General features: G+C 34.8%; 23 protein-coding genes and 1 pseudogene. 14 read left to right on the top strand and 10 right to left on the bottom strand.

Annotated features, from left to right (window positions below; genetic code table 11):
* Positions 1-5: 5 nt before the first annotated feature.
* Positions 6-1,352 (bottom strand): chromate efflux transporter, encoded by a 1,347-nt coding sequence (gene chrA, locus ACS125_RS13070; RefSeq protein WP_443272556.1) that lies wholly within the window; start codon positions 1,350-1,352, stop codon positions 6-8.
* Positions 1,353-1,534: 182 nt separating this feature from the next.
* Positions 1,535-2,821 carry an MFS transporter gene (locus ACS125_RS13075; protein ID WP_151962762.1) on the bottom strand — a complete coding sequence of 429 codons (1,287 nt, stop codon included), beginning with the start codon at positions 2,819-2,821 and terminating at the stop codon, positions 1,535-1,537.
* 526 nt (positions 2,822-3,347) lie between these two features.
* On the opposite strand from ACS125_RS13075, the pseudogene ACS125_RS13080 reads away from it, so the two are divergent.
* Positions 3,348-5,556, top strand: a pseudogene (locus tag ACS125_RS13080) (TonB-dependent siderophore receptor).
* A 55-nt stretch (positions 5,557-5,611) separates the two neighbouring features.
* Here ACS125_RS13080 and ACS125_RS13085 read toward each other — a convergent pair.
* Positions 5,612-7,030, bottom strand: a complete 1,419-nt coding sequence (locus ACS125_RS13085) for an aspartate ammonia-lyase (protein WP_443272558.1) — start codon at positions 7,028-7,030, stop codon at positions 5,612-5,614.
* A gap of 413 nt (positions 7,031-7,443) precedes the next feature.
* Between ACS125_RS13085 and ACS125_RS13090 the strand changes: the two genes are divergently transcribed.
* From ACS125_RS13090 to ACS125_RS13105, 4 genes are all read left to right on the top strand, one after another.
* Complete coding sequence (locus tag ACS125_RS13090) at positions 7,444-7,626, top strand: hypothetical protein (RefSeq protein ID WP_004792496.1); 183 nt, start codon at positions 7,444-7,446, stop codon at positions 7,624-7,626.
* Positions 7,627-7,736: 110 nt separating this feature from the next.
* Positions 7,737-7,958, top strand: a complete 222-nt coding sequence (locus tag ACS125_RS13095) for a hypothetical protein (RefSeq protein WP_443273975.1) — start codon at positions 7,737-7,739, stop codon at positions 7,956-7,958.
* A gap of 544 nt (positions 7,959-8,502) precedes the next feature.
* Positions 8,503-9,396, top strand: a complete 894-nt coding sequence (locus tag ACS125_RS13100; RefSeq protein WP_002113716.1) for a LysR substrate-binding domain-containing protein — start codon at positions 8,503-8,505, stop codon at positions 9,394-9,396.
* A gap of 233 nt (positions 9,397-9,629) precedes the next feature.
* Positions 9,630-10,523 carry a LysR family transcriptional regulator gene (locus tag ACS125_RS13105; RefSeq protein ID WP_003651675.1) on the top strand — a complete coding sequence of 298 codons (894 nt, stop codon included), beginning with the start codon at positions 9,630-9,632 and terminating at the stop codon, positions 10,521-10,523.
* Positions 10,524-10,570: 47 nt separating this feature from the next.
* Here the strand turns inward: ACS125_RS13105 and ACS125_RS13110 are convergent, their stop codons facing one another.
* From ACS125_RS13110 to ACS125_RS13135, 6 genes are all read right to left on the bottom strand, one after another.
* Positions 10,571-11,743 (bottom strand): thiolase family protein, encoded by a 1,173-nt coding sequence (locus ACS125_RS13110; protein ID WP_437118927.1) that lies wholly within the window; start codon positions 11,741-11,743, stop codon positions 10,571-10,573.
* 65 nt (positions 11,744-11,808) lie between these two features.
* Complete coding sequence (locus ACS125_RS13115; RefSeq protein WP_443272561.1) at positions 11,809-13,218, bottom strand: short-chain fatty acid transporter; 1,410 nt, start codon at positions 13,216-13,218, stop codon at positions 11,809-11,811.
* A gap of 114 nt (positions 13,219-13,332) precedes the next feature.
* Positions 13,333-13,974: a 3-oxoacid CoA-transferase subunit B gene (locus ACS125_RS13120; protein ID WP_004792490.1), complete on the bottom strand. Its 642-nt coding sequence runs from the start codon at positions 13,972-13,974 to the stop codon at positions 13,333-13,335.
* A gap of 1 nt (position 13,975) precedes the next feature.
* Positions 13,976-14,680, bottom strand: coding sequence for a CoA transferase subunit A (locus ACS125_RS13125; protein ID WP_151962767.1), 705 nt, complete (start codon positions 14,678-14,680; stop codon positions 13,976-13,978).
* Positions 14,681-14,925: 245 nt separating this feature from the next.
* The gene (locus ACS125_RS13130; protein ID WP_238611237.1) at positions 14,926-15,807 is read right to left on the bottom strand and encodes a LysR family transcriptional regulator; all 882 of its coding nucleotides are present in this window, start codon (positions 15,805-15,807) and stop codon (positions 14,926-14,928) included.
* A gap of 116 nt (positions 15,808-15,923) precedes the next feature.
* Positions 15,924-16,313, bottom strand: coding sequence for a hypothetical protein (locus ACS125_RS13135; protein WP_004792487.1), 390 nt, complete (start codon positions 16,311-16,313; stop codon positions 15,924-15,926).
* A 188-nt stretch (positions 16,314-16,501) separates the two neighbouring features.
* Here ACS125_RS13135 and ACS125_RS13140 point away from each other — a divergent pair, with 188 nt between their 5' ends.
* The 3 genes from ACS125_RS13140 to ACS125_RS13150 all read left to right on the top strand — a co-directional run bounded on the left by ACS125_RS13140 (position 16,502) and on the right by ACS125_RS13150 (position 18,403).
* Positions 16,502-17,329 carry an RsiV family protein gene (locus ACS125_RS13140; RefSeq protein ID WP_443272565.1) on the top strand — a complete coding sequence of 276 codons (828 nt, stop codon included), beginning with the start codon at positions 16,502-16,504 and terminating at the stop codon, positions 17,327-17,329.
* 86 nt (positions 17,330-17,415) lie between these two features.
* The gene (locus ACS125_RS13145) at positions 17,416-17,613 is read left to right on the top strand and encodes a hypothetical protein (protein WP_443272567.1); all 198 of its coding nucleotides are present in this window, start codon (positions 17,416-17,418) and stop codon (positions 17,611-17,613) included.
* A gap of 451 nt (positions 17,614-18,064) precedes the next feature.
* Positions 18,065-18,403 (top strand): hypothetical protein, encoded by a 339-nt coding sequence (locus ACS125_RS13150; RefSeq protein WP_151962770.1) that lies wholly within the window; start codon positions 18,065-18,067, stop codon positions 18,401-18,403.
* Positions 18,404-18,579: 176 nt separating this feature from the next.
* Here the strand turns inward: ACS125_RS13150 and ACS125_RS13155 are convergent, their stop codons facing one another.
* Positions 18,580-18,843 (bottom strand): hypothetical protein, encoded by a 264-nt coding sequence (locus tag ACS125_RS13155; protein ID WP_443272569.1) that lies wholly within the window; start codon positions 18,841-18,843, stop codon positions 18,580-18,582.
* A gap of 230 nt (positions 18,844-19,073) precedes the next feature.
* On the opposite strand from ACS125_RS13155, the gene ACS125_RS13160 reads away from it, so the two are divergent.
* From ACS125_RS13160 to ACS125_RS13185, 6 genes are all read left to right on the top strand, one after another.
* Positions 19,074-19,517 (top strand): BLUF domain-containing protein, encoded by a 444-nt coding sequence (locus tag ACS125_RS13160; protein ID WP_309951151.1) that lies wholly within the window; start codon positions 19,074-19,076, stop codon positions 19,515-19,517.
* 200 nt (positions 19,518-19,717) lie between these two features.
* On the top strand, positions 19,718-20,881 hold the full coding sequence (locus ACS125_RS13165; RefSeq protein WP_443272571.1) for a type I restriction endonuclease: 1,164 nt from the start codon (positions 19,718-19,720) through the stop codon (positions 20,879-20,881).
* 208 nt (positions 20,882-21,089) lie between these two features.
* Positions 21,090-21,284 carry a hypothetical protein gene (locus ACS125_RS13170; protein ID WP_443272573.1) on the top strand — a complete coding sequence of 65 codons (195 nt, stop codon included), beginning with the start codon at positions 21,090-21,092 and terminating at the stop codon, positions 21,282-21,284.
* Between the two features lie 730 nt (positions 21,285-22,014).
* Positions 22,015-23,436: a GntP family permease gene (locus ACS125_RS13175; RefSeq protein WP_004792479.1), complete on the top strand. Its 1,422-nt coding sequence runs from the start codon at positions 22,015-22,017 to the stop codon at positions 23,434-23,436.
* Between the two features lie 33 nt (positions 23,437-23,469).
* Positions 23,470-24,255 (top strand): 3-hydroxybutyrate dehydrogenase, encoded by a 786-nt coding sequence (locus ACS125_RS13180; protein ID WP_004792476.1) that lies wholly within the window; start codon positions 23,470-23,472, stop codon positions 24,253-24,255.
* Positions 24,256-24,581: 326 nt separating this feature from the next.
* Positions 24,582-25,568, top strand: a complete 987-nt coding sequence (locus ACS125_RS13185; RefSeq protein WP_004792475.1) for an AraC family transcriptional regulator — start codon at positions 24,582-24,584, stop codon at positions 25,566-25,568.
* Positions 25,569-25,605: the final 37 nt, after the last annotated feature.

Here is a 25,605-nt window from a genome sequence, read left to right on the forward strand (position 1 = left end):
AATTTTTATAAAATATAAACACCTAAACCAATCAGTGCTGATGCAAAAATGACATACAGCACGTTAATGTTAAAGCGGAATAACGCAATAAATGCAGCAATGGTAATTAAGGCTGCGATAACATCAAAGTGACCAGAAAAACCGTGTGGCCATAGCACGTGATAACTAAAAAATAATGCTAAATTTAAAATGACACCGACCACAGCCGCGGTAATTGCAGTGAGTGGTGCCGTAAACTTAATTTCATTATGTGTAGATTCAATAATGGGCGCACCAGCAAAAATAAATACAAATGAAAAAAGGAAAGTAAACCAAGTCACAATGACAGCACCAAGTGTTCCAGCAAAAAATAGATAATCAGAGCCAAGTAATGAATGATTGACACCACCTAAAAAACCAACAAAGGCAACCACCATAATGAGGGGGCCAGGTGTCGTTTCTCCAAGTGCCAGTCCATCAATCATTTGAGTTGGTGAAAGCCATCCAAAATGATTTACAGCACCTTGATAGACATAAGGTAAAACTGCGTAAGCCCCACCAAAAGTGAGTAATGCAGCTTTAGTAAAAAACCATGCCATTTGAGTATAAGAATGATGCCATCCAAAATATGCGCCTAACGCTAAAATTGGCAATAACCATAAAATGATTGCCACAAAAATAAGTTTAGCTAACCGCAACCAATGGAATTTAGCATGCTCTGGTGTCGGGGTATCATCATCAATAAATGCCGGACCATAATCCTTTTGACTGGCTTTATGCCCAGCGACTGAGGAAAATAGTTCTGGGTACCTTTTACTGCCTAAATAGCCAGCAATACCAGCTGATAGAACAATAAGAGGGAAAGGAAGCTTTAAGACAAAAATGGCAAGAAACGCCGAAATTGCGACGAACCATAAAAATTTATTTTTAAGCGAACGGCTACCTATTCGGTACGTTGCATGAAATACAATTGCGGTAACGGCAGGTTTAATCCCATAAAAAATTCCCGCAATAACCGGAACATCTCCAAATTTTATGTAAACCCAAGACAGTCCAATTAAAATAAATAAGGAGGGTAATACAAATAGAATACCTGCAACTAATCCTCCAGCAGTTCTGTGCATAAGCCAACCAATGTAGGTTGCTAATTGCTGTGCTTCAGGACCGGGTAACAACATGCAGTAGTTGAGGGCATGCAAAAATCTTTTTTCAGATATCCAGCGCTTTTGTTCAACGAGTTCTTGATGCATGACAGCGATTTGTCCAGCTGGCCCACCAAAACTAATAAAACCCAGCTTGAGCCAAAATAAGAAAGCTTGCCAAAAGCTGACTTGAATAATATTTTCAGGTGAAGGGGATTTTTCGTTTTCCATTTTTATCCCATCAAAAAATTGATTCATAAGGACCAAGAACATCAAAAACTAGTAACTTTTAATCAATTAAATAAGTTAGATGTACTATGCAGTTATAGAATACAGAACAAAAATGACTTTCTTATTATTTTAAAAAGATATTCTTCTAAAAAATCTCTAGAAGAATATCTATCTTTTACTTTTTAATGATCATGTTCTAAATAATCTGGTTTTTTCGGAAGCGCAAGGCTACACAAGAAACAGATAATGAGCATGACAATGACATAAATAAAGAAGGTATTTTCAATTCCAGCAGCTTTGAATTGCAAAGCAACCGAAGGTGCAGAACCACCAAAAATGGCATTACCTACCGCATATGAAAATCCCACCCCGAGTGCACGTACGTGAGGTGGGAACATCTCAGCTTTTACTAGGCCACTAATAGATGTATAGAAACTCAAAATCATCATCATAAAAATGAGTAGCAAGGTAATAATGATTGGAGAATCTATATAGTTAGGCATTCCGATCGCCATCACTGGATAGATAAAAATCGCAGATAATAAGCTAAATGCCAGCATTGAAGAACGTCGCCCAATACGGTCTGAAATTGAACCAAATACTGGTTGAGCACACATATAGACAAATAGAGCGAAGGTCATAATATAACCAACGGTTTTTCCATCCATACCTAAATTAGTTAAATAGGTTTTTGAATAAACAGTTTCTACATAAAACGTTAATGAACCAGCAGAAGTGTATCCGACCACCAATAAAAAAGTTTTCCAATGCTTTTTAAAGAGTTCTCTTAAGCTACCAGACTCTTTGCGTTCACTGTCTTGATGAGAAAGCGTTTCTTCTAAACGACTCCGTGCCAGTAAAGATAGAATGGCAGCAATACCACCAATAACAAATGGAATACGCCACCCGCCATCAAGTAATTGTTGTTCACTTAAAAACGTTAATAATATTACGCCAAGTAGGCTGGCAAGTAACTGGCCACCAGAAAGGGTGACATATTGGAAAGAGGAATAAAAACCACGTTGACCCTTTAAGCCTAATTCACTCATATATGTTGCTACAGCACCATATTCACCACCTACCGATAGACCTTGAAGTAAGCGTACGACTAGTAAAAGGAAAGGGGCAAATAAGCCAACTTGTTCATAAGTGGGTAGGGCTGCAAATAGAAAAGAGCTTAAAGCCATTAAGCAAATTGAGACAATCATTGATTTTTTTCGACCGTGTCGGTCTGCAATACGCCCAAATATCCAGCTACCAATAGGGCGCATAAAAAAGCTTGCTGCAAATACACCCCAAACATAAATCGATTTGGTCGTACTATCCATGTCTGGTGCAGTCAGAGCCTGAGTAAAATAAGCAGCAAATACTGCATAGATATAAAAGTCGAACCATTCGACCAAATTACCTGAAGCTGCGCCTACAATCCCTCGTATTCTGCTGCTCTTTTCTTCCTTAGTATATGTCATAGATATTCCGTCAGTTAGCAGAAAAAAATAGAAATTTTCAGATGTATTGAACAGGAAATAGAATGAATCTTTAGATATCACTCAATCCTGAGTACTTTCTTAGAATTCCTCTCCATTTATTTTTTATAATTTTAAACTCCCATTCTAGTGATTCTATGATCTTTTGTTCGATTTAAAGATATTTTTACCGATTATCGAACAATTCCCTAATTTAGTGAGTTGATCAAGCCACCATAATCTTTATTTAAAATCAAAAATTTAATTTATTAACCATCTTCTCTATTGTATCCCTCCTTGATCTAGACCTATTTCTGAGCTTAGTTTTACTTTGACTATTTGGTAATACTTAAAAAGTTATAGTCCCAATTTCAAAGAAAATAAATGAAATTTATATAATGATGATGCTTTATTACACAAAATTTACTTAATCTAAAAAATATATAATTTGTTGTTTATGGCTATTTGTAGCTGTATTCTTGCGTGGCTAAAAATATGGAATACTTCCGATTTTTAGCACACTTATATTATGCACGGTATGGGCAGGTAGTTATTCAATGGACAGACACACGCTAAATCTTCACTTCATTACATGCTCTAAAACAGCATTGGCTTCATCTATTGCACTAATGACATCTGTGGTCTATGCAAATGAAGCGGAGGTTTCCCAGCTCCCAACCATTACTGTGAACGCCACCCAAAATAATGATGCGCTATACACATCAAAGAAAGTTAATTTATCTGGTTTTCAAACTAGCGATGTAAAGAAAGTTCCTGCATCTATTACCACCATTACTTCTGAACGTATAGCAGATCAACACGCAAAAACCCTAACCGATGTTATTAAAAATGACTCATCATTGGGAGATGGCTACGCTGCTATTGGCTATTATCCAAACTTTGTAGCACGAGGTTTTGCACTCGATTTAGGTTCAAGTTATCTCATTAACGGTCACACCATACGTGGTGAGCAAAATATTGCTTTAGAAAATAAAGAACAAGTTGAAATTTTAAAAGGTATTTCTGCGATTCAAAGTGGAATGTCGACTCCGGGCGGCGTTGTTAACTATGTAACCAAAAGACCTGCCAATATTAAAAATATTACTATAGATGCAAATTCGGAAGGTGGTTATACACTGGCAACGGATGTAGGTGGCTTTTTAAATGATAATTTTGGCTATCGAGTCAATTTAGCGCATGAAAGTATTCATCCTAATGTTGATCATGCAAATGGTAAACGTGAGTTTGGTTCAGTAGCTTTAGACTGGAAAATTAATGATCGCTCTAAACTAATGTTTGATATTGAAGCTCAGCATCAAAGCCAACGCTCAGTACCGGGTTATCAACTGCTTGATGGGCAAGAAGTACCAACAAATGTAGATCAAGACCGTTTATTGGGGTATCAGTCTTGGAGTAAACCAGTTGTAAATAACAGTGTAAATGCAAGTTTAAAATATCAATATGCATTTAACGATCAATGGAATGGCAGCTTAAGTGCATCGCAAAGCCGTGTTGTGATTGATGATAATAGTGCTTTCCCATGGGGATGTTATAACGATAATTGTGAAGTTACTGGTTTAGGCAATACTTTTGATAAACACGGTAATTATGATATTTACGATTTCCGCAGCCCAGATGACACGCGTATTACTAACCAGTTTGCAGCTGGATTAAATGGACAATTCAATACTGGCAACATTCAGCATCAAGTAGCTTTCGAATTACAACGTACTTATAAAACCTTAAAGCACCATACACCACTGAATGTAGCGGTAGGAACAGGAAATATCTATGAAGATACGATTGACTATAGTCCATCATCAGAAAGTCCTGGTGATCGTTACAAAGCTTTAGAAAGTGATCAGACTGCTTTCACCATATCTGACCGAGTTCAATTTAACGATCAATGGTCAACTCAACTCGGTGGAAAACTTATTCACCTTGATGAACAAGCTTATGATCCAGATGGTCAGCAAAGCCGAGATACAGATTTAAATAAGTTTTTACCGCAATTAGCGCTTATGTATAGTCCAACTGCTACGACTAATTTTTATGCTTCATATGCCAAAGGTTTATCGGACGGTGGCGAAGCTCCATGGTATGCAGAAGCGAATGCTTATCAAGTCCTATCACCTAGAAATTCTGAACAATATGAACTTGGTGTTAAGCAACAAATTCGCAACTTCTTGGTAACAGCAGCTATTTTTGATTTAAAACAAGACAATCAATATACGACTACAAATTCTGCAGGAGAATTAGAATTTGTTGAGCAAGGTGAACAGCACAATCAAGGTATTGAGTTAGGTTTAACTGGTGCCCTAACCGATACAGTTGACGTAAGCTCCGGCATTACCTATACGAAATCACGTCTTGTTGATATTGAGAGTGACAGCTACAAAGGTCATCAAACTCAAAATGTACCAAAAGTCCGCGCAACTGCACAGTTATCTTATAAAGTTCCGTCAGTTGAAGGATTAAGATTATTGAGTGGCATGCAATACAGTAGCAGTAAATATGCAAACAAAGAGGGAACTGCAAAAGTAGGTGGCTATAGCGTTTTTAATATTGGTGCTGCCTATAAAACAAATTTTTCTGGGCATGACACAACTTTTAGATTCAATATTGATAACTTATTTAATAAGAAATATTGGCGTGATGTAGGGGCATTTATGGGTGATGACTACCTATTTTTAGGTAACCCACGTACAGCTCAGTTTTCTACAACTTTCAGTTTTTAAAATATAGAACACATAAAAAAAGGAGCTTATAAAAGCTCCTTTTTTATTTCAGGAATTAAGCCGACATTTTTGGTTTAACCATATTATTAATCGACAAGATATCATCAAGCACTTGTGCTGATAATAAGCCTTCATTCTGAACGAGTGCCAATACACTTTGTCCAGTTTCGTTTGCAGTTTTAGCAATACGAGTTGTAGTTTCATAACCCAAATATGGGTTAAGTGCAGTCACAATACCAATTGAGTTTTCAACTAAAGCTTTACAGTGCTCAGGGTTCGCCGTAATCGTATCAATACATTTACTTTGGAACATTGCCATCGCGTTACCAAGCAAATCCATAGATTCAAATAGTTTGAATGCAATAAGTGGTTCCATTGCATTTAACTGTAATTGACCAGCTTCAGCAGCTAAAGTTACAGCCAAATCATTTGCAATAATTTGGAAGCAAGCAAGGTTCATCGCTTCAGGAATGACTGGGTTTACTTTACCCGGCATGATTGAACTACCTGGTTGACGTGCTTCTAGGTTAATTTCATTGATACCAGTACGTGGGCCACTTGAAAGTAAACGCAAGTCATTGGCAATTTTTGAAAGTTTAGTAGCAGTACGTTTTAATAAACCAGATAAAAGAACAAAGTCACCCATATCTGAAGTTGCTTCGATTAAGTCAGGAGCAGACTTAATTTTCTTGCCAGAAATTTTTCCAAGCGCTTGAATCGCAAGTTCACGGTAACTATATTCAGTGGTAATTCCCGTACCAATCGCCGTACCACCAAGGTTCATATAAGCTAAAACATTTGGAATAAGCGTATTAATTTGTTCCAGATCTTTTTGTAGAGTTACTGCAAAAGCACCAAACTCTTGACCTAAGGTCATTGGCACAGCATCTTGTAACTGAGTACGGCCCATTTTTAAGATGTGAGCAAACTCTTGAGATTTATTACGGAAACTTAAAATTAAGTTATTAAAAGGAAGATTTAGTTCATCTAAGCTCAATAACAAACCTAAGCGAATCGCAGTAGGGTACACGTCATTTGTTGACTGTGACATGTTAATGTCGTTATTTGGATGTAGATACTGATATTGACCTTTAGAATGTCCCATATATTCTAAAGCAACATTCGCCAATACTTCATTTGCATTCATATTGGTTGAAGTACCAGCACCGCCTTGCATCATATCAATCGGGAACTGGTCGTGAAAATTACCGCGAATAAGTTGATTACAGCTGTATTCAATCGCTTCAAATTTAGTTTGATCTAAGCTTTTAAGATTATAGTTCGCTTCAGCACAAGCAAGTTTTACCATTGCTAATGCTTTAATTAAATGAGGGAAATTACTCACTTTGCTTTGTGTTAAGTTAAAGTTTTCTAGAGCACGTAATGTTTGAACTCCGTAATAATCATTATTATTGATTTCTCTATAACCAATAAGATCCTTCTCAATACGGGTGGTAATTTCAGCGTTCATCATTAAACTTCGAATTAGTAGAGTAGATAATTCATATTAGATTTCGAAATGCTTCACTTCTAATGCATTTATCAAGTTAATTATGCATTTTTTGCATATCAATTTTTTCCTTTTCTAAACCTAAAAATAGAAAAACTTTTTTCTTCACACATTACATCTAAATTTTATTTTATAAATTAATAGTTTACTTTTTAGATAAATTAAAAATAAAAAGTTCTATGATGAACTAAATGAAGATGTAATTTGAAAAAGAGCTGCATGCAAAATTTTAGACTTGTTAATTTAAGTGAAATATCAACTAAATTAATGAGGATAATTAAACCAGAAATGTAGTTTATCTAACAAATTTATATAAAAATGTGATGCATTTCACATAAAAGGCACTATAATACGAAAAAATCTTAGTTTTTAAGTTTATGTTAAAAGTCACAGCCGCATTAATCATTTTGGGTAGCTTTACATACTATGTACTTTTTCATGGTGAAGAGAAAAGTGAGTCTAAAACTTCCCGTTTACTTAAAGACGCAGAGCAATCAATTGCTTCTGCCGAAAGTTCTGTAAACAAGGCCAATAGTATTGTGCCCCTATCTTACAAGTAGTATCAGTTCTTAGTTTAACCATTTTATATTATCCATCAAAATATTGTTTTATCTAAATTTTATTGAAATTTTGATAAAAGACTGTATGTATAGAGACAAAATTCATGAGAATGAAGTTTATCGCCTATGATCCCAATTCTGGGGAAAAAATAAGCTTAAAAGAGCATATCCATCACATGGATAAATACACCACTTATATCTTTTTTAGTGATGAAAAAGATAATATGGTATTCAATCCGCAGAAAAAGCAAGTTTTTGAAATTACTCAATATACAGCGAATATGATGGTTGAAATTTCAAGAAAGCTATATTATCTAATTGGTGAATATTAAAAATTTGTTTCAGGTCAATCTCAGGTAGATACTTTAGTAGAATAGTCAGGTTTATTTAGTTGAACTATACTGCAAATATATCTTCTGATTTGAACTAGTTGATTAGGTCAGAAAGCTTAAATCCTGAAATAATCAAATTAGCAAAATTTTAGTTTTACAGTCCGTATTCTTCCCCAAGGTGCGGACTTTTTTTATAAAAATTAAGACTTGATAAAACGATGAGGGTATTTTTAGTTTTTATTAAAGCTTAAATGGTTATTTACTTGATTTATATCAACCTTACTTTTTGATTTAAAATAATTTTTAGAATAATAATTTTATATTTGTATGAGTTGTTGCGCTAAATGAAAGTCTTTTATTCTCTTACACTCTTTTCTATGTCAGAATTATTAAATACTTACTTTTATCGTTTGGCTTTGCCATCCTTCCATCGCATTTTTGCAGGTACTCCCATGTTTTATATTTTTCATTCATCTATTCAGCTATTTATTCAGCTTCCCAACCAGACAAATTAAGGACATAACTATAAAAAGGGAATGCAAAAATGAACTTAGAAGTACGTTGGGTAGAAGACCTTTTGACACTTGAACGAGAGCGTTCTATTTCAAAAGCAGCCGAAAAACGATTTATTAGTCAATCTGCTTTTACGCGTAGAATTCAGCAAATAGAAGAGATGATTGGTGCTGAAGTTATTATTCGAAATAATAAAAATAATATTGAATTTACCGACATTGGGCGAATTATGTTGGTCATGTCTAAAAATATTGAGAAGCAGGTAGAAGAAACAGCCAAGCTGATTAAAAATATCAAAAATGAAACCGAATCAACGATTCGTTTCTGTGTTGTCCACTCATTAGCATCAGGTTTTTTGACTACTTTTTTAAAAAAATTCCCAACATTTATGCGTGATTTAAAAATTGAAATTGTCGCGACGAATAGTGGTGAAGGCTTATCTCTTTTAAAAGAAGGCGCCTGTGATTTTATGATTTGTTATGCAGATCGATCTAATATTAATCGGGTTGGTGATGATATTTTAAGTGGCATCAAGATTGCCGAAACAGAGATTGTTCCAGTATCAGCTACCGAGGCCGACCATACGCCTAAGCATACAATTCAGAGTAATTTTTCTTTGCTTGCTTATAGTAAACACGCTTATTTGCGAAAATTGGTAGATCAACTGATCGAAGGTAAACTGATCTATAAAACTTTATATGAGACTGACAATGCCACCAATTTGAAAGAACTTGTGCTACAAGGTCTAGGTGTGGCATGGATTCCAAAAATCAATGTAGAAGAAGATCTCGCTACCGGAAAATTGGTCATGTTGGATCATAATGAGTATTGTCTGCCACAAGATATTTATATTTTTAAAAATAACTTGAGTGATAACAAATCAGTTCAGCAAATCTGGAAGGGCTTCCAAACTCAGCATGATTAAAATTTATAATGATATGTGATGTGTTCAACATATTTACATACAAAGTAATCAATTAAAGAGCTCATACCTTTGTCTTTGTGATGAAAGGCTTTATAAAGCATTGCTCATGGTCTAGATTCTTTGTTAATTTAGACCATATATCAATAATTCAGAAATTTAGTGGGCATTCTTATATATGCTATACCTGATTTCATTCCTTTTGAATGGATTATTTGATCCAGACGGAGACAATTTTGTTTGATCTAGATAGTAGATTACTAAATATTTTTTATCATATTTATCGGTTTAAAAGCGTTTCAATGGCTGCCGATGCTATTGGCCTTACACAACCGAGCGTTAGTAATGGACTGAACAAAATCCGTCAGCATTTTAATGATCCACTTTTTATTCGTGTTGGAAATGAAATGATTCCAACCGAATTGGCTAAAGAAATCTTTCCACTCATTAGTGAAGTGATTGATAAAGTTGAAAGCATTAATAACTTTAGTGTGAACTTTGACCCGCTAACTTCAGATCAGCTTTTTACAATTGCGATGACAGATGTCTCTCATCTGGTTTTATTACCGCAATTAACCAACTATTTGAAAGAGAAAGCGCCTTTAATTCGCTTAAATATTAGGCCGATTACGCCAGAAACCAGCTACCAAATGGCAAATGGTGAAATTGACCTCGCAATTGGCTTTTTACCCCAGTTAGAAGAAGGCTTTTATCAACAAAAGTTTTTTAAACAGCATTATGTGGTGATTAGCTCAAAAAGCCATCCTCGTTTAGACCCAAACAATTTCACTTTAGATGATTATATGCGTGAATATCATATTGATATTGATGCAGGAATCGGGCACTACCATATTAAAAATGAATTACAGAACAAAGGATTGGATCGAAATATTTTAATTCGATTACCAAGTTATTTAGGAGTGGGATTAGTAGTACAAGAAACAGATGCAATCGCAACGGTGCCGTATTATTTAAGCCAAGTTTTATTGGTTAGAGAAAATTTACAGATTTTACCGGCGCCTCTAGACTTCCCAACCTATGATGTTAAACAACATTGGCATATGTCTTGCCATCATAAAAGTAGCCATAAGTGGTTCCGCCAAACCTGTTATGAACTTTTTAAAGTCTAAAAAGAAGGTGTAAGAAAAACGCTTACACCTTCTGTGTGATTTAATTTTTAGATTTCAATTGCGACCGCTGTAGCTTCACCACCACCAATACATAACGCGGCAACACCTTTCTTTTTACCTAGGCGTTTTAAAGCATAGATAAGAGAAAGAATAATTCTTGAGCCAGTTGCTCCAATTGGGTGTCCTAAAGCACAAGCACCACCATGTACGTTGACTTTTGCTTCATCGATACCTAAATCATGAATTGGCGCCATTGCTACCATTGCAAAAGCTTCATTAATTTCCCAAGCATCTACCTCGTCAACAGACCAGCCAGCGCGCTCAAGCACTTTTTGAATCGCACTAATCGGGGCAATGGTAAACTCGCTTGGATGCTGCGAATGAGTTGAAGTTGCAACAATTTTTGCCAAAGTATTTAAGTCATGGCTTTGAGCATATTCTTCAGTCGTAAGTACTAACGCAGCAGCACCGTCAGAAATTGAGCTTGAGTTTGCAGCTGTAATTGTCCCATCTTTACTAAAAGCTGGGCGTAATGTTGGGATCTTCTCAAGATTGGCTTTTAATGGTTGTTCATCTTGATCGATAACTTCAACACCTTTACGTGTTTTGACTTCAACAGGAACAATTTCTTCTTTGAAATAACCTTCGGTAATGGCAGTTTGCGCTTTTTTCAAAGAAGAAATCGCAAAGTTATCCATTTGCTCACGTGTAAAACCTTTGGTGTTTGCCATGTCTTGAGCAAAAGAACCCATTAAGCGGCCTGTTTCTGCATCTTCAAGACCATCTAAAAACATGTGGTCCTTAATTTCGCCGTGGCCCATACGGTAACCACCGCGAGCTTTCGGCAAAATATAAGGGGCATTGGTCATAGATTCCATGCCACCTGCAACAATAATATTGGCACTACCAGCTTTTAAGGTGTCTGAAGCCATTAACACCGCTTTCATAGCAGAACCACACAGTTTATTAATGGTGACTGCACCCACATGATCTGGTACACCAGCTTTACGCATCGCCTGACGAGCAGGGCCTTGACCTATGCCTGCACTCAATACGCAACCAAAAATAACTTCATCTACTTGGTCAGGTGCAACACCTGCACGTTGAATAGATTCACGAATTACAGCCGCGCCAAGTTCTGGTGCAGTTAAAGCGGATAGGCTGCCTTGAAAACCGCCCATTGCAGTGCGGCTACCTGAAACTATAACAATTGAACTCATCTTAATATCTCTTATTGATGTATTTGCTAAATTTGCCTTTAGCCGAAACCAAAGGCTCCAGTAAATTAAAAAGTGGGTGGGGTGTAGCTAAGCGTTCTTCCAAGGAACCACAATAAAAATAAAACTAACGGAAAATGCACAACGAGCTGAGTGACTGTAAAACCAATCACATCTTTTGCTTTTAGTTTTAGAATGCCTAACATCGGTAGCATGAAGAATGGATTGATTAAATTTGGTAAAGCTTCGGCTGCATTATAAATTTGTACAGACCAGCCTAAATGAACTTTTAAATCATTTGCTGCTTGCATGACATATGGCGCTTCGATAATCCATTTTCCACCGCCAGATGGCACGAAGAACCCAAGGATGGCAGAGTAAATTCCCATCACAATTGCAAAGGTTTCTTTTGAAGCAATTGAAACGAAAAATTCGGCAACATAGTGCGACAGCGATAAATCCTGACTGTTTAAAGCTTGCGTCATAATAAAGGCGATGCTTCCGTAAAGTGGAAACTGAATCAAGATTCCTGATACGGCAGGAACTGCTTTTGCAACGGCATTTAAGAAGTTTCGTGGTGTTCCATGCAATGCTAGACCAAGCATTAAGAACACAAAGTTGTATGTGTTTAAGCTTGAAATAGCAATGATTGGATTACTTTTTGAAAATTCAAAAAACATCCAAATTACACCTAAGGCCACCACAATAATCGTTAAAATAGGCGAGTTTTCTAACCAGTCGCCCGGACGCGTTGATTTCTCCTCATGAGGTTTTTCTTCTTCAAATTGCACATCAAAACTATCAATCGTTTTAACATTATTACCTTTTGGAGCTGACCAATACGCGATCGCGATTGAAACAATCACCAAAATAATGGTCATCGCAATTGATTGCCAAAGGAAAATCGTTTCGGTAAATGGAATAACACCGGTCAGATTATAAATTGATTCGGGTAAACTAGTTTTATTTGCTTGAAGCTGGGCTGCTGAAGAACTAATTCCAAGTGCCCAAGTTGCACCCATACCAATAATTGCAGCTGCCGCAGCAGCGCGGTAATCCATGTTCAGCTCTTTACGTTTCGCTAATGCGATCACTAAAAGTGCAGTAAGAATCGTGCTTACTGCCCAATTGACCAGTGAAATTAACAAACTAACTGTTGCAACCAAAACAATAGCACCACGTCCAGAATTTGGAATACGCGCCATTTTTTGAATCAGAAATTTTACGGGCTTAGAAACAGAAACGACATAACCTACAATAATGAGCATAGTCATTTGCAGGGTAAAGGGAATAAGACTCCAGAAACCATTACCAAAAGAAGTCGCGACATCGTGAATTGGCGCACCGATACCTAAAGCGGCAATTGACACGATAATGACGCCGAGTAATGCAAAAATATATGAATCAGGAAACCATTTTTCAGACCAGTCACTAATCCGAAGAGCAAATCTTTCAAAAATTCCTTGCTGTTTTTCCATAGCTGAAAAATCCTTCTCGTTCTTATTTATAGACAGCACATCCGGTGCTTAAAAGGGTTAAGACTTAAGCTCACTTTCTAACTTAAGTCTTATATTTCTTACTAAAAATTTATTTTATGCGACTAAGGTTTTGTAGAATTCGACGCCCGTAACAGCTTGAATCTGTTCAAGCGTGACATCTTTAGCAAGTTCAATCAGCTCTACGCCTTGAGGAGTAATGTCCATTACACCTAGGTCAGTAATTACGCGATGAACCACACCTTTACCTGTTAAAGGCAAACTACAGTTTTTCACAATTTTTGGCGTACCATCTTTTGCGCAGTGTTCCATAAGCACTACAACTTTTTGGACACCAACAACCAAGTCCATTGCGCCGCCCATACCTTTGACTTTCTTACCCGGAATCATCCAGTTAGCCAAGTCACCATTTTCAGAAACTTCCATTGCACCTAAAATGGCAATGTTTACATGGCCACCACGGATCATGGCAAAAGATTCTGAGCTTGAGAAAAAAGCAGCGCCAGGGCGAGCAGTAACTGTTTGTTTACCCGCATTAATCAAATCAGCATCAACCGTTTCTTCAGTTGGAAACTCGCCAATACCTAATAAACCGTTTTCAGATTGAAGCCAAACATTAATATTTTCAGGAATATAGTTGGCAACTAGAGTAGGTAAGCCAATACCTAAATTGACATAAAAACCGTCTTCAAGTTCTTTTGCAGCACGTTGTGCCATTTCATTACGTGACCAAGCCATTTTATACTGCCTCCGTGCGTATGGTTTTTTGTTCAATGCGCTTTTCTGGCGTGGCATTGAGAATGATTCGGTTGACATAAATACCTGGTAGATGAATCTCATCCGGATCCAATTCACCAATTTCAACAACCTGTTCAACTTCTGCGATAGTAATTTTTCCAGCCATCGCACATTCAGGATTAAAATTTTGAGCAGTTTTACGGAATACTAAATTCCCCGCTTTGTCTGCTTTATAGGCCTTAACAAGAGCAACATCTGCTGTTAAAGATTCTTCTAAGATGTAGTTTTTGCCATGAAAAGTACGTTCTTCTTTACCTTCGGCAATCAGTGTACCGACGCCAGTCTGAGTATAAAATGCTGGAATTCCTGCACCGCCAGCACGTAACTTTTCAGCTAAAGTACCTTGTGGTGTAAGTTCTACATCAAGTTCACCATTTAAATATTGGCGCTCAAATTCTTTGTTTTCACCAACATAAGAAGAAATCATTTTTTTGATTTGTTTGGTTTGAAGCAAAATACCTAAACCAAAATCATCTACACCTGCGTTATTCGAAATACAAGTAAGACCAGTCACACCACTTTGCTTAACTGCAACAATCAGTTTTTCAGGAATTCCGCATAAACCAAAACCGCCAACGGCAAGTGTTTGATTATCTGCTATAACGTCTTTCAGTGCTGCCTCTGCATTGGCATAAACTTTATTCATTCTATTGTTATCCTATATCCCTTAGTAATCTTAGTTTTAGCATCTCATTTCGTGTTATAGAAGTTAATTTTTTTAAAGGATTAATAAGTATAATCAATGAATACTATCAAGTTACCTACAAAAGATGAGAAGAACATAAAGCAAAATAATTTAAAAAATCATCCCATGGCATTGAAAATTATAGTAATTAATAAATTTAGCTTAAGCGTCTGCTTAGCTCATCCTAAAATGCAGTCTTTAATTTTTTAAAATTTATATTGAACTAAAGCCTCAATAAATTGAGTCGAAATATTTGAAATTTCAAAGTTCTTTTTATAAACAATTCCTACAGTCTTATGAATAGATTCATCCTTTAATTCAATCAATACGTTATGTTCTTTATCAATGTGTTTAGCAAAGTGCCTTGGAATCGCACTTACTCCAATTCCATAAGCTACAAAACTTGAAAGTGATGAAATTTGATGACATTCAACTTTCAAATCGAGCGTTATATTATTTCGCAAACAATTTTGCTCAACTAAATATCGAACAATTGAAGGTTTTTGTAAGGTCACGAATGGATTTGAACAAAGCTCATGCCATGTAATAGAAGGTAATTGAGCGAGTGAATGAGCCTTAGGTAATAAAGCTAAGAAATCTTCTTCGAATAGTGGCTTGAATTCTAAGCCCTCAGTGAGATCAGGTTCAAAGCAGATACCAAGTTCAAAAATACCGTCTTGTACTTTTTCTATAATGGTCTCATTTGGAATATCGTGAATTGAAAAGTTTAGGTTTGGATGAAGTTCTAAAAATTGATGAATCACCTCAGGTAGAATTGCATGAGTTACAAAGGGCATTGAGGCAATACTTAAGGTTCCACGATTAAGCTTAAAACGTTGTTTGACATCATTTTCCATTTCATCCCAATTGGCGAGTAATTTTTTAGCATAGGGAATGAGAGATTTACCTTCTTGGGTAAGCTCAACACGACGTGTATTACGGTTAAACAATTTACCGCCTAACTCTTCTTCTAAACTTTTGATGGTGAGACTTAAAGCAGATTGGCTGAGATGTAGCTCTAAAGATGCATTGGCATAGTTGAGTGTACGCGCAAGAGCTAAAAAAGCTTTTAATTGTTTAAGCGTCATTTCATTCCTTTAGATTGCTCAGCTCACCTAGAAGGGTAATTTATACGAAAATTTGTCTAATATGATGTTTTTTGACAAAAAATTATGAAAAAGAAAGTAGAGAACAATATGCTGAATTATTTTAGTAAATTTTCCAAGCAGAATTCATCGGTATTATTTGCAAAATATAGAGCCATTCCAACGACATGAAAAAATAAATAACCTAGCCAAATTGCTTGAGGGGCAACTTTTAAGCCTTCTAATAAAATAGTTGTTGAATAAATTGCTACTAAAAAAGTGAAGAAGATAATGTATGTAGTACTCGCTACAAATTTATATTTCGGTGCTAATTGAGGAACTTTATAGCCAATCCAAATTTGCATACCACAATTTATGATCAGGGCTATTATAGCTACAAGTATTTCTGGTGCATTTAAAAATTCTAAAGAAAGCTGTTCGCTGATGAAAATGATTTGCCACAGTACAAACATACCTAAAGGGTATAATATAAATTTAATCCACATCATATTTTGTTTTCTTATCAAGATTTTACATTGGTATTCTATTGAATAATTATGATTAAATAAATGCGGTTTATCAAAAAAAACTATATCTCAATATAAAGACAGTATTAATTCAATTAAAATATTTGTGAATTTTAAATTCTTAAAAACTTAATTTAAAAGATAAATGAAATTGTGTAAGGGTAATATTAATGAATAAAACTATGCTTGGCTTGGTCGTAATACCACTTATATTAAGTGGCTGTGTTAAAAAAGCTGAGGAGAAACCTGTAGAAAAAGCAGAAAAAACGTCCAATATAAAAGCTAATGAAGACTCTCAAAAAGAAGAAAATCAAATTCCTGCAATGATAGCGAGTAGTTTTCTTGTGAAATTTGAACAACCCAAAATTTGTGGACCTAATCCAGATGTTGAGGGTGTTGTATGTACTTCTAAAGAAGCAATTGCACTTAAAAGTAATATTGGTTGGATTGATCAAGTCATTGATAAAGAAATCCGTAAAGATTATGCAGATGCACTTACTCCCGCATCAGAAAAGCAAAAGCAATTAAATCAAACCCAAGCTGAGGGGCTTAATAACTGGTCAGAAAGTGTAGTTTATCGCTTTAATGGACAATTTGGTCAATATGTTCAAATTTCGAAAGTTAGTTCGGAATATTCTGGCGGAGCACATGGTATATCAACTTTTGAAGATTATATCTTTGACTTAAAAAGCAAAAAGCGCATTGGGCTAAAAGATATTGTAGTCAATGGAAAAATGGATGCACTTAAAGATGCTTTATGGAAACAGTACGAATATTGGTGCCAAGAAAATGATATGGAACCCTCTATTAGCAAAGAAGACTTTAAAGTAAGTGAAAATTTCTATATTAATCAATCAGTTGGAGTTACTTTCGATTATCAGCTTTACGAATTGGCTCCATATGCCGCAGGTCCTGTGAGTTTAGAGCTATACGATACAGATCAACTGATAAAATCAGATTTTTTACCGCCAATGCCTACTTTAAAAACTGAAATGTAGGATTAATAAATTACTCAAACCACCTTCAGGTGGTTTTTTATTTTCTGAACTGTTAAATTTTACTCATAATTAAAATGGATAATTTCATGAAAAAGATAGTTGCATTAAGCATAATTTTTTTATTAAGTGGGTGTGTAAGCCCAAATACTCAAATGACTAATAATAATTTTAGCGAACTGCAGCCTTCAACACCTTCAATTTTAAGTGCTTCTAATTCAAATATGATCTACAAAGCTGATAATGATTTAAAGGCAGCTTCATTAGAGTGTGCTAAAGAATTATAGATAACTACCTTTATAAAACCTCAATAGTTTTTTATGGCCATGAGAAAAACAAAGTTGGCATAAAAATCCTGTCTGGTCATTGTTGTTCATTCATCAGTTATCTGACTATTACCAGATTTAGAAAAGGTAATTAACTATTCCAAACAGTTTTTGTAATAATTTGTGGTAGATTGTTAACAATTAAGGTTTTGATAATATTTTCGTGTAGCATTTTGGGATTAAAAAAATAAAATCTCAAGGTAAAATGAAATGAATAAGATAACCCTAGTTTTGCTAGCTGCTCTTCTTTTTTGTATTTTAGCTAACTATGAAAGTTTCAACTTATTAAAACTTCATGAAACTGCCAGTAGTGAAATTAACAAAACTCTTCCTAAAAACTAATCTACCTAAGGATGTTTTTTTTATATCTTAAGCTCTTAAATTTTAATTATTAATAATAAAGGGTAATTTCATGAAGAAAACTTTAATTGGAGCTTTATTCTTGATGTTTGGAGCCTCGGTAAGTGCAGCATCAAAAATTGAAAAAGAGGAAACAAAAAAATTCTCAACTATGAAGCAGTGTATTGAATGGTTAGATTCTAAATATCCAAATAATAAATGGCATAAAGATGAAGGTACCTCTTGGAGTTTAGAAAATGATAATTCAAATTTTTTATCTGGGATTACTCATGTCCCTAGTGAAGAAAATAAAAAACTGACACATCCAATTGCGATTTATTGCAAATTAAAAGAAACAAGTGCAGATGGTGTTTTCTATGAAGGAAAATATATTGTCATAGAGGCTATTTAGTCTCAGAATTTAATTGAAAAAACCACTCAATGAGTGGTTTTTTATAGCTGAACAAATTTAACAAACTCATTGCCAAGAACAATTTCTATATGATTGGCTTGCTACGCCAGTAGTGATTTAAAAACTTTAAGGAATGCCTATTTCCTAAGCTTCTATTTTATTTATACAGCTATATCTTAAGAGGGCCTAACTTTAGTTTTCTTTGTCAAAATCTTGATAATTTTAAAAACTTGATTATCTAGCTTTATCTTTTGATGAACAGTTGCATCGTCGAGCTGATCCCACAACTCAAATGGGAAAAACTCTGAACTATGATCAAATACCCATAACCATTGATAACTATTGTTAAGGGTATTTACATCAAAACGTACATCCTGAACTTTGACAATCTTAAGTTGTTTATGATGTTCGTCTTGAAGAATAATTTCATGGTTCTCCATTAGACATCCACAAATTAAAGATAATTTTTAATTTTACTGAAATTAATACTTTTTAGTGAGTTTGTTAGTTGGCTTTAATTTACAAAAGATTTCGAGTTGTTAAAGTTTGTCATTTTCAAAAAAGATAATATTCTTTACTCTTGAAATACAAGGTTTTAAGTAGGCCACATTGTAAGGATGGTATGTAAGTGTCAGAATGCCTAACTGACATATATCTTCGAGTTATCGCTATGAGTTTAATAGGCTTTATGTATGCAAGTAAAACCAATAGTGAACATAATCAAGTAAAACAAGATTTAATTGATATCCTTACAGAAGCAGTCAAATTCAACTCTTATAATGATATTACAGGAGTGCTTTACTATGGTAATGGGTATTTCTTGCAGTACTTAGAGGGTGACAAAGAACAAGTTGAATCACTATTTTATAATTCAATTTTGAAAGATTCGCGACATCAGAACTGTGAAATTATCTTTTCGGAACCATCCGAGCAGCGATTATTTAAACATTGGAGTATGAAATTTGCTCCTATAAATACGAAAATAAAAGATTTCTTTTTTCATCATCATGTCGATGAGTTTAACCCGTATTTGCTTAACACTACATCAATTCCATCTTTTATTGAATTGCTCGTAGAGCAACCAAATCTTAGAGCTGATCAATATCAAATTTAATCAACGATAGGATCTGAATCAGAGTAGTTTTTTCTACTTAAAAAGCTCTCTAAAGAGGGCTTTTTAAGTTCAGTTTTGTTAGTTCTTCATTAAATTTAGTAAAAAGTTAATTTATAAAATAGTGTTGTTTAATTGTTGAAAAATGAAACATATTCGTTAATATGGATGAATAACTTACATAACAACGATTAGGTAAAATAATGGATAACTTTATAGCAAGTCTTAAAAATCATATCGATCATGTAAAGCGTGTAGGGGAACATTGTGCGACGGAAGAAACAACCAAACAGGCATTAATCTTACCTCTCTTAGATATTTTGGGTTTTAACCCATACGATCCTACAAAAGTTCTGGCGGAGTTTGCTGCTGATTTTCCTGGGGTAAAAGCGACTGAGAGAGTTGACTATGCTTTGTATTGTAATGGGCAGCCAGTCATGTTTATTGAAGCAAAATCCTATTCTGCAAATTTAACTAATCATGCACCACAATTATCTCGCTATTTTAATAGTAGTTTAGGTGTAACTATTGGTGCAATTACAAATGGGCGTGAATGGCGATTCTTTACAGATCTTATCAATACAAATGTAATGGATGAAAAACCATTTTTAATTGTGGATTTTACGAAAAATAAGGCTGAAGAGTTAGTACAGCTTGCAGAATTTAAACATGATAATTTTCATGCTGAAAAGCTACGTTTTTTTGCAGAAGAAAACCAGTATATTCAGCAATTTAAAATAGTTATTAAGAAAAGTATTAACGAGGTCGATATTGATTTTGTTCGTTATGTTGCCCAACAAGCAAATATTCCTCGTCAACTAAATACTAAGTTTTTAGAGTCTATACAACCTTTTGTCAAACAAGCTGTAGAACAGGCTATTAGTGATACTGTAGTCAAAGGTTTATCATCGCCAACCATTATTACTGCTCAGCCAGTAGAACCTAAAATTGTAGAAGAAGAACTAACAAAGATTGTTGAATCAGATTCTATTGTTAATCCGGATAATGAAAAAATTATTACCACCAAGGAAGAGCAAGATCTTTTCCGTATTATTGGTGAATTATTGCCGGAAGTTCATTTGGAAAGCAAAGATACTGAAAGTTACTATTCAGTATTGTACCAAGGGAAGAATAACCGTTGGTTATTTAGATATGATGTGAATCGCAAAAGACCAACTATTCAGTTTATTGTGCCTATGGATGATATTCGTCGAAATGAGTTAGTGAGAGCTGGTTTAGAGGTTCAATCAAATGGACAAGTATTTTTAGAAAAACCTGAATATATTTATAGGGCAGTAGGTATTCTCAAAGATTGTTTAGAGTATTGTATGAATGATGATAATTTTAAAAGATCATCTGCTAATTAAATGTATTAATGAAAAAAGTCTATTTGTATTGCTAAGTACCAATTTAAAGTAATTCGCTGGTATAAAAGCTCATCATCTGATGAGCTTTTTTCGTTGTGTTTTAGTATTATTTAATAGGCTATGTATGAAAAATATATTAAAACTATTTTGCGTGTTATATTGATTTAATTACAGATAAATACTGAATCTTCTTGTGAGTTTTGAAATTATGAAAAATCAAAATAATTCAATTATTAATAATTTTGAGATAACAGAATCAGAAGTTGAACAAAAGCAAGAAAATTCTTTGCTTAACTCTGTTAATCCTGATCCTGTAGAAGTAACTGAGTTAATCGTAGAAATAGGGAGGAGTGTAGTCGATTCTGTGTCATCTATTTTTGATAATGTCGATATAAATTTTTAATTTTAAGGCTCGCCAAACGTTGGGATTTTTTATTTATATAATATTTATGCACTTTAATAATTTGTATTGAGTATACGCATTTTATGGTTAATATATTAATATTTTTTATTAGCTTAGTAGTTGTGAGCTCTGTGTACAGTGCTAATGATTTTTTGAAAAAATAGATGTCTTTAAATGAGGCTTTTTTATTAGTGAAGTATTGACATAGTCGAATGAGATTGATGACTATTTTACTGTATTTCTAAAGGAGCATTTTCTTATAAGCTCCTACATATAATTTTAATCCTTCATAAAGATGTAATTGCACAAAATTTATCCAATACAGTGTTTTTTATAAAAAATTAAGAAGAAAAGAAATTAATCACTTTGGATTAAGAAAATATTTATCAAATTAATTAAAAAAATATATTACTTAATTGTCTTTATTAAATAATATAGAAATATTAATTTAATTTACTCAATAATTAATAAGTTTTATAAAACAATAGGGGCTTTTAGATAATGTTTTTTTACCGATCAAGCAATGCAAATATATGTATTTTATGTGTTTTTTAAAATTTAAATAAATTACATTGTTTTTAAATATTTTAGTGATATTTTATTTTTAAGCTCATTTACCTATTACCAAGCAAAGATATTGTGATTTTTGTCATTTTAGGTTCGGGATAACCTAAATATCTTTTGGTAATTTTATTGAACCTTATATTTATTCTTTAGGGAGAAAGAATATATGTGGGAATTATTTGTAATTCTACTTTCACTTGGGCTGTTGATGTATACAGCTTACAAGGGTTTTTCAGTCATTCTCATGGCACCAATTTGTGCCTTACTTGCAGTTTTACTCATTAACCCAGCCAATGTTTTACCGTTTTATTCGGGCGTCTTTATGCCCAAAATGGTGAACTTTATTAAAGATTACTTTCTTGTATTTTTACTCGGGGCAATTTTTGGTAAAGTCGTTGAAATGTCAGGAATTGCTGAATCTATCGCACGAACCATTGTGAGATGGATTGGAGCAAAAAAAGCAATTTTAACTGTTGTACTACTAGGTGCAATTTTAACCTATAGCGGTGTAAGTTTATTTGTTGCTGTATTTGCGATTTATCCATTTGCCAACCAACTATTTAGACAAGCTAATATTCCAAAACGTTTAATTCCGGGAACCATTGCGCTTGGTGCATTTACATTTACCATGGATGCATTGCCGGGTACGCCACAAATTCAAAACGTAATTCCAACTACATTCTTTGGCACCAATATTTATGCCGCACCATTTCTAGGAATTATCGGTGCAATTTTTGTTCTATGCATGGGTTTGGCTTACTTAGAATGGCGTCGCCGCGCTGCTGCGAAAGCAGGTGAAGGCTATTCTGGCTTTGGAGTAGACAATACCTCGTCTCAAGAAATTGAAGCCGATATGAACTTGCAAAATAATGGAAGTACGGCGCGTCAGTTCTTAGCTTTTGTACCGCTTATTCTTGTTGCTGTAATGAACAAATATTTGTCTAAAGCAATCAAAGAGTGGTATCCAAATGGTTTTGATTTTGCTGCCGTTGGTTTAGCTGACTACACCGTAGATGTAGCAAAAACTGGTGCGATCTGGGCGGTTGGTCTTGCACTTATTGTCGGGATTATTTCTGCAATTTTATTTGATTATCAGCGTGTAGTGACGAATTTCAAAGAGGGCATTAATGCCAGTATTGGCGGCTCACTTTTAGCAGTGATGAATACAGCTTCTGAGTATGGTTTCGGGGCAATTATTGCGTCATTACCAGGCTTTGCTCTGATTAGCCATGCAATGAGCAGTACCTTCACAAATCCTTTAGTGAATGGGGCGGTGACCACAACCGTTTTAGCTGGTATTACCGGTTCAGCTTCTGGTGGTATGAGTATCGCTTTAAGTGCGATGGCTGAACATTATAACGCCGCGATTTTAGCCGCCGGTATTCCACCAGAAGTTATGCATCGTGTCGTTGCGATGGCATCGGGTGGTATGGATACGCTTCCGCATAATGGTGCTGTTATTACTTTACTCGCTGTTACAGGTTTAACCCATAAACAATCGTATAAAGATATTTTTGCAGTCACGGTAATTAAAACGTTAGCGGTATTTGTGGTCATTACGGTTTTTACCGTAACGGGTATTGTTTAAATCAGCGCGTTATAAGTATTAAGGAGTAAATAAATGACAAAACTTTTAGACGGTAAGGTCGCTTTTATTACAGGTTCTGCAAGTGGTATCGGTCTAGAGATTGCTAAGAAATTTGCTCAAGAAGGTGCCAAAGTTGTTATTTCTGATATGAATGCGGAAAAGTGTCAAGAAACGGCGAACTCACTTAAAGAGCAAGGTTTTGAGGCATTATCTGCACCATGTGATGTGACCGATGAAGATGCTTATAAACAAGCGATTGAGCTGACTCAAAAGACCTTTGGTACAGTTGATATCTTAATTAACAATGCTGGTTTCCAACATGTTTCTTCAATTGAAGAGTTTCCAACGGCTGTTTTTCAAAAGTTAGTTCAGGTCATGTTAACAGGGGCATTTATTGGTATTAAACACGTTTTTCCACTCATGAAAGCTCAAAAATATGGCCGTATTATTAATATGGCCTCAATTAATGGCTTGATTGGTTTTGCTGGAAAGGCAGGTTATAACAGTGCTAAACATGGCGTGATTGGCCTAACAAAAGTTGCGGCATTAGAATGTGCACGTGACGGTATTACGGTAAATGCTTTATGTCCAGGTTATGTAGATACACCATTGGTTCGTGGTCAAATTGCAGATTTGGCTAAAACGCGTAATGTGAGTTTAGACAGCGCACTTGAAGACGTAATTTTGGCCATGGTTCCTCAAAAGCGTTTGCTATCTGTTGAAGAAATTGCTGACTATGCAATTTTCCTTGCAAGTGGTAAAGCTGGTGGAGTAACAGGTCAAGCTGTGGTTATGGATGGTGGTTATACTGCCCAATAATTTAAGTATTTTACAAAGCCGCTTATTTTAAATAGGCGGTTTTTTTATTTGTTGAAATTTACGATAGTCTACTGTTCAAAATAATGATTTATCTCTACTGTATTTGTTTATAAAAAATCTAATAAAATAAGTTTGTTAAAGTATGAAATTATACTTTAAAGGTATTTAACTTATTTCCATTTTTAAAATCTAATAGAGTATGAGAAAGTAATCTTTACTCTCTTTCTTGATTCGATATTTTTCAGGAAAATGCGTCAATTAAAGGATATTAATTGGCATACAAGTTGCTTTTTAAGCAATAAGTTATTTAGCTAGGTGAAAAGGATATGATATCACTCAGCCAACAGACGGAACTCAATCATTATTCTCGCAAAGCTGAATTTGCGCAGAATTTGATGTCCACAATTTGTGGTGAACACCGTCTAGACACAATTTACAAAGACACTCTCGATTTTCACTATGACGGAATGCGTTTGCCTAATAAAAAAATGGCAATCGGTACAATTAGTTATGGTGCAAATGTTGCCATTAATATCTCAAATTTAAAGGCGTATAGCATTAGTTTACCTATACAAGGAAAACAAGCTCTCAACATTCGTGGCGCTCATTATCAATCTGATGAAAATAGAGGCCTTATTGTTTCAAATAACGATCAGCAAGATCTGATTATCGATAAAGATTGCAGAAAATTTCAGGTGGTTATTCCTGAGCGAAGTATGCAAATTGTCCTTGCAGATCTACTCAATAAACCAATTGAAACTCCCATTATTTTTAACCCTGAGATGCATCTGGACTCGGAGCAATTGATTGGTGCATGGTGGAAGAATATTCAAAATTTTGTACAGTTAAAATCGCAATATAGCAATTTCTATGGTTTGCAGATGTTATCTGAAGACTATGAAAATTTTGTAATTAAAGCGTTATTGTTGTCTCAAGAAAACAACTACTCTGAAGCCTTAAAGTCACTTTCACATCAGGATGAGCCAGCTTATATACGTAAGGTTCGTAATTTTATTATTGAACATGCGCACGAAGAAATCTGTGCAGAAGATTTGCAACGTCTGGCTGGGGTTTCAAAATCAAAATTGTATGACGAATTTCAACAGTACTACGGCACCAGTCCAATGTCGTATTTAAAAAAATATCGCCTTCAACAAATTTATAAAATCTTGAGCACCACAGGAGCAGATAGAAAGGTTTCTATTTCAAAGCTTGCCTATGACTGGGGCTTTAACCATTTAAGTCGTTTTTCTCAAGAATATCGTGAAGAGTTCGGCGAAAATCCAAGCGAGACCAAAGGCAAAATTTTCTGATATTTAATTTTTCCATTAAAAAACTGATTTAGGCAAC

It is taken from the genome of Acinetobacter sp. PFS20, from assembly GCF_052261015.1.
GTDB lineage: Bacteria > Pseudomonadota > Gammaproteobacteria > Pseudomonadales > Moraxellaceae > Acinetobacter.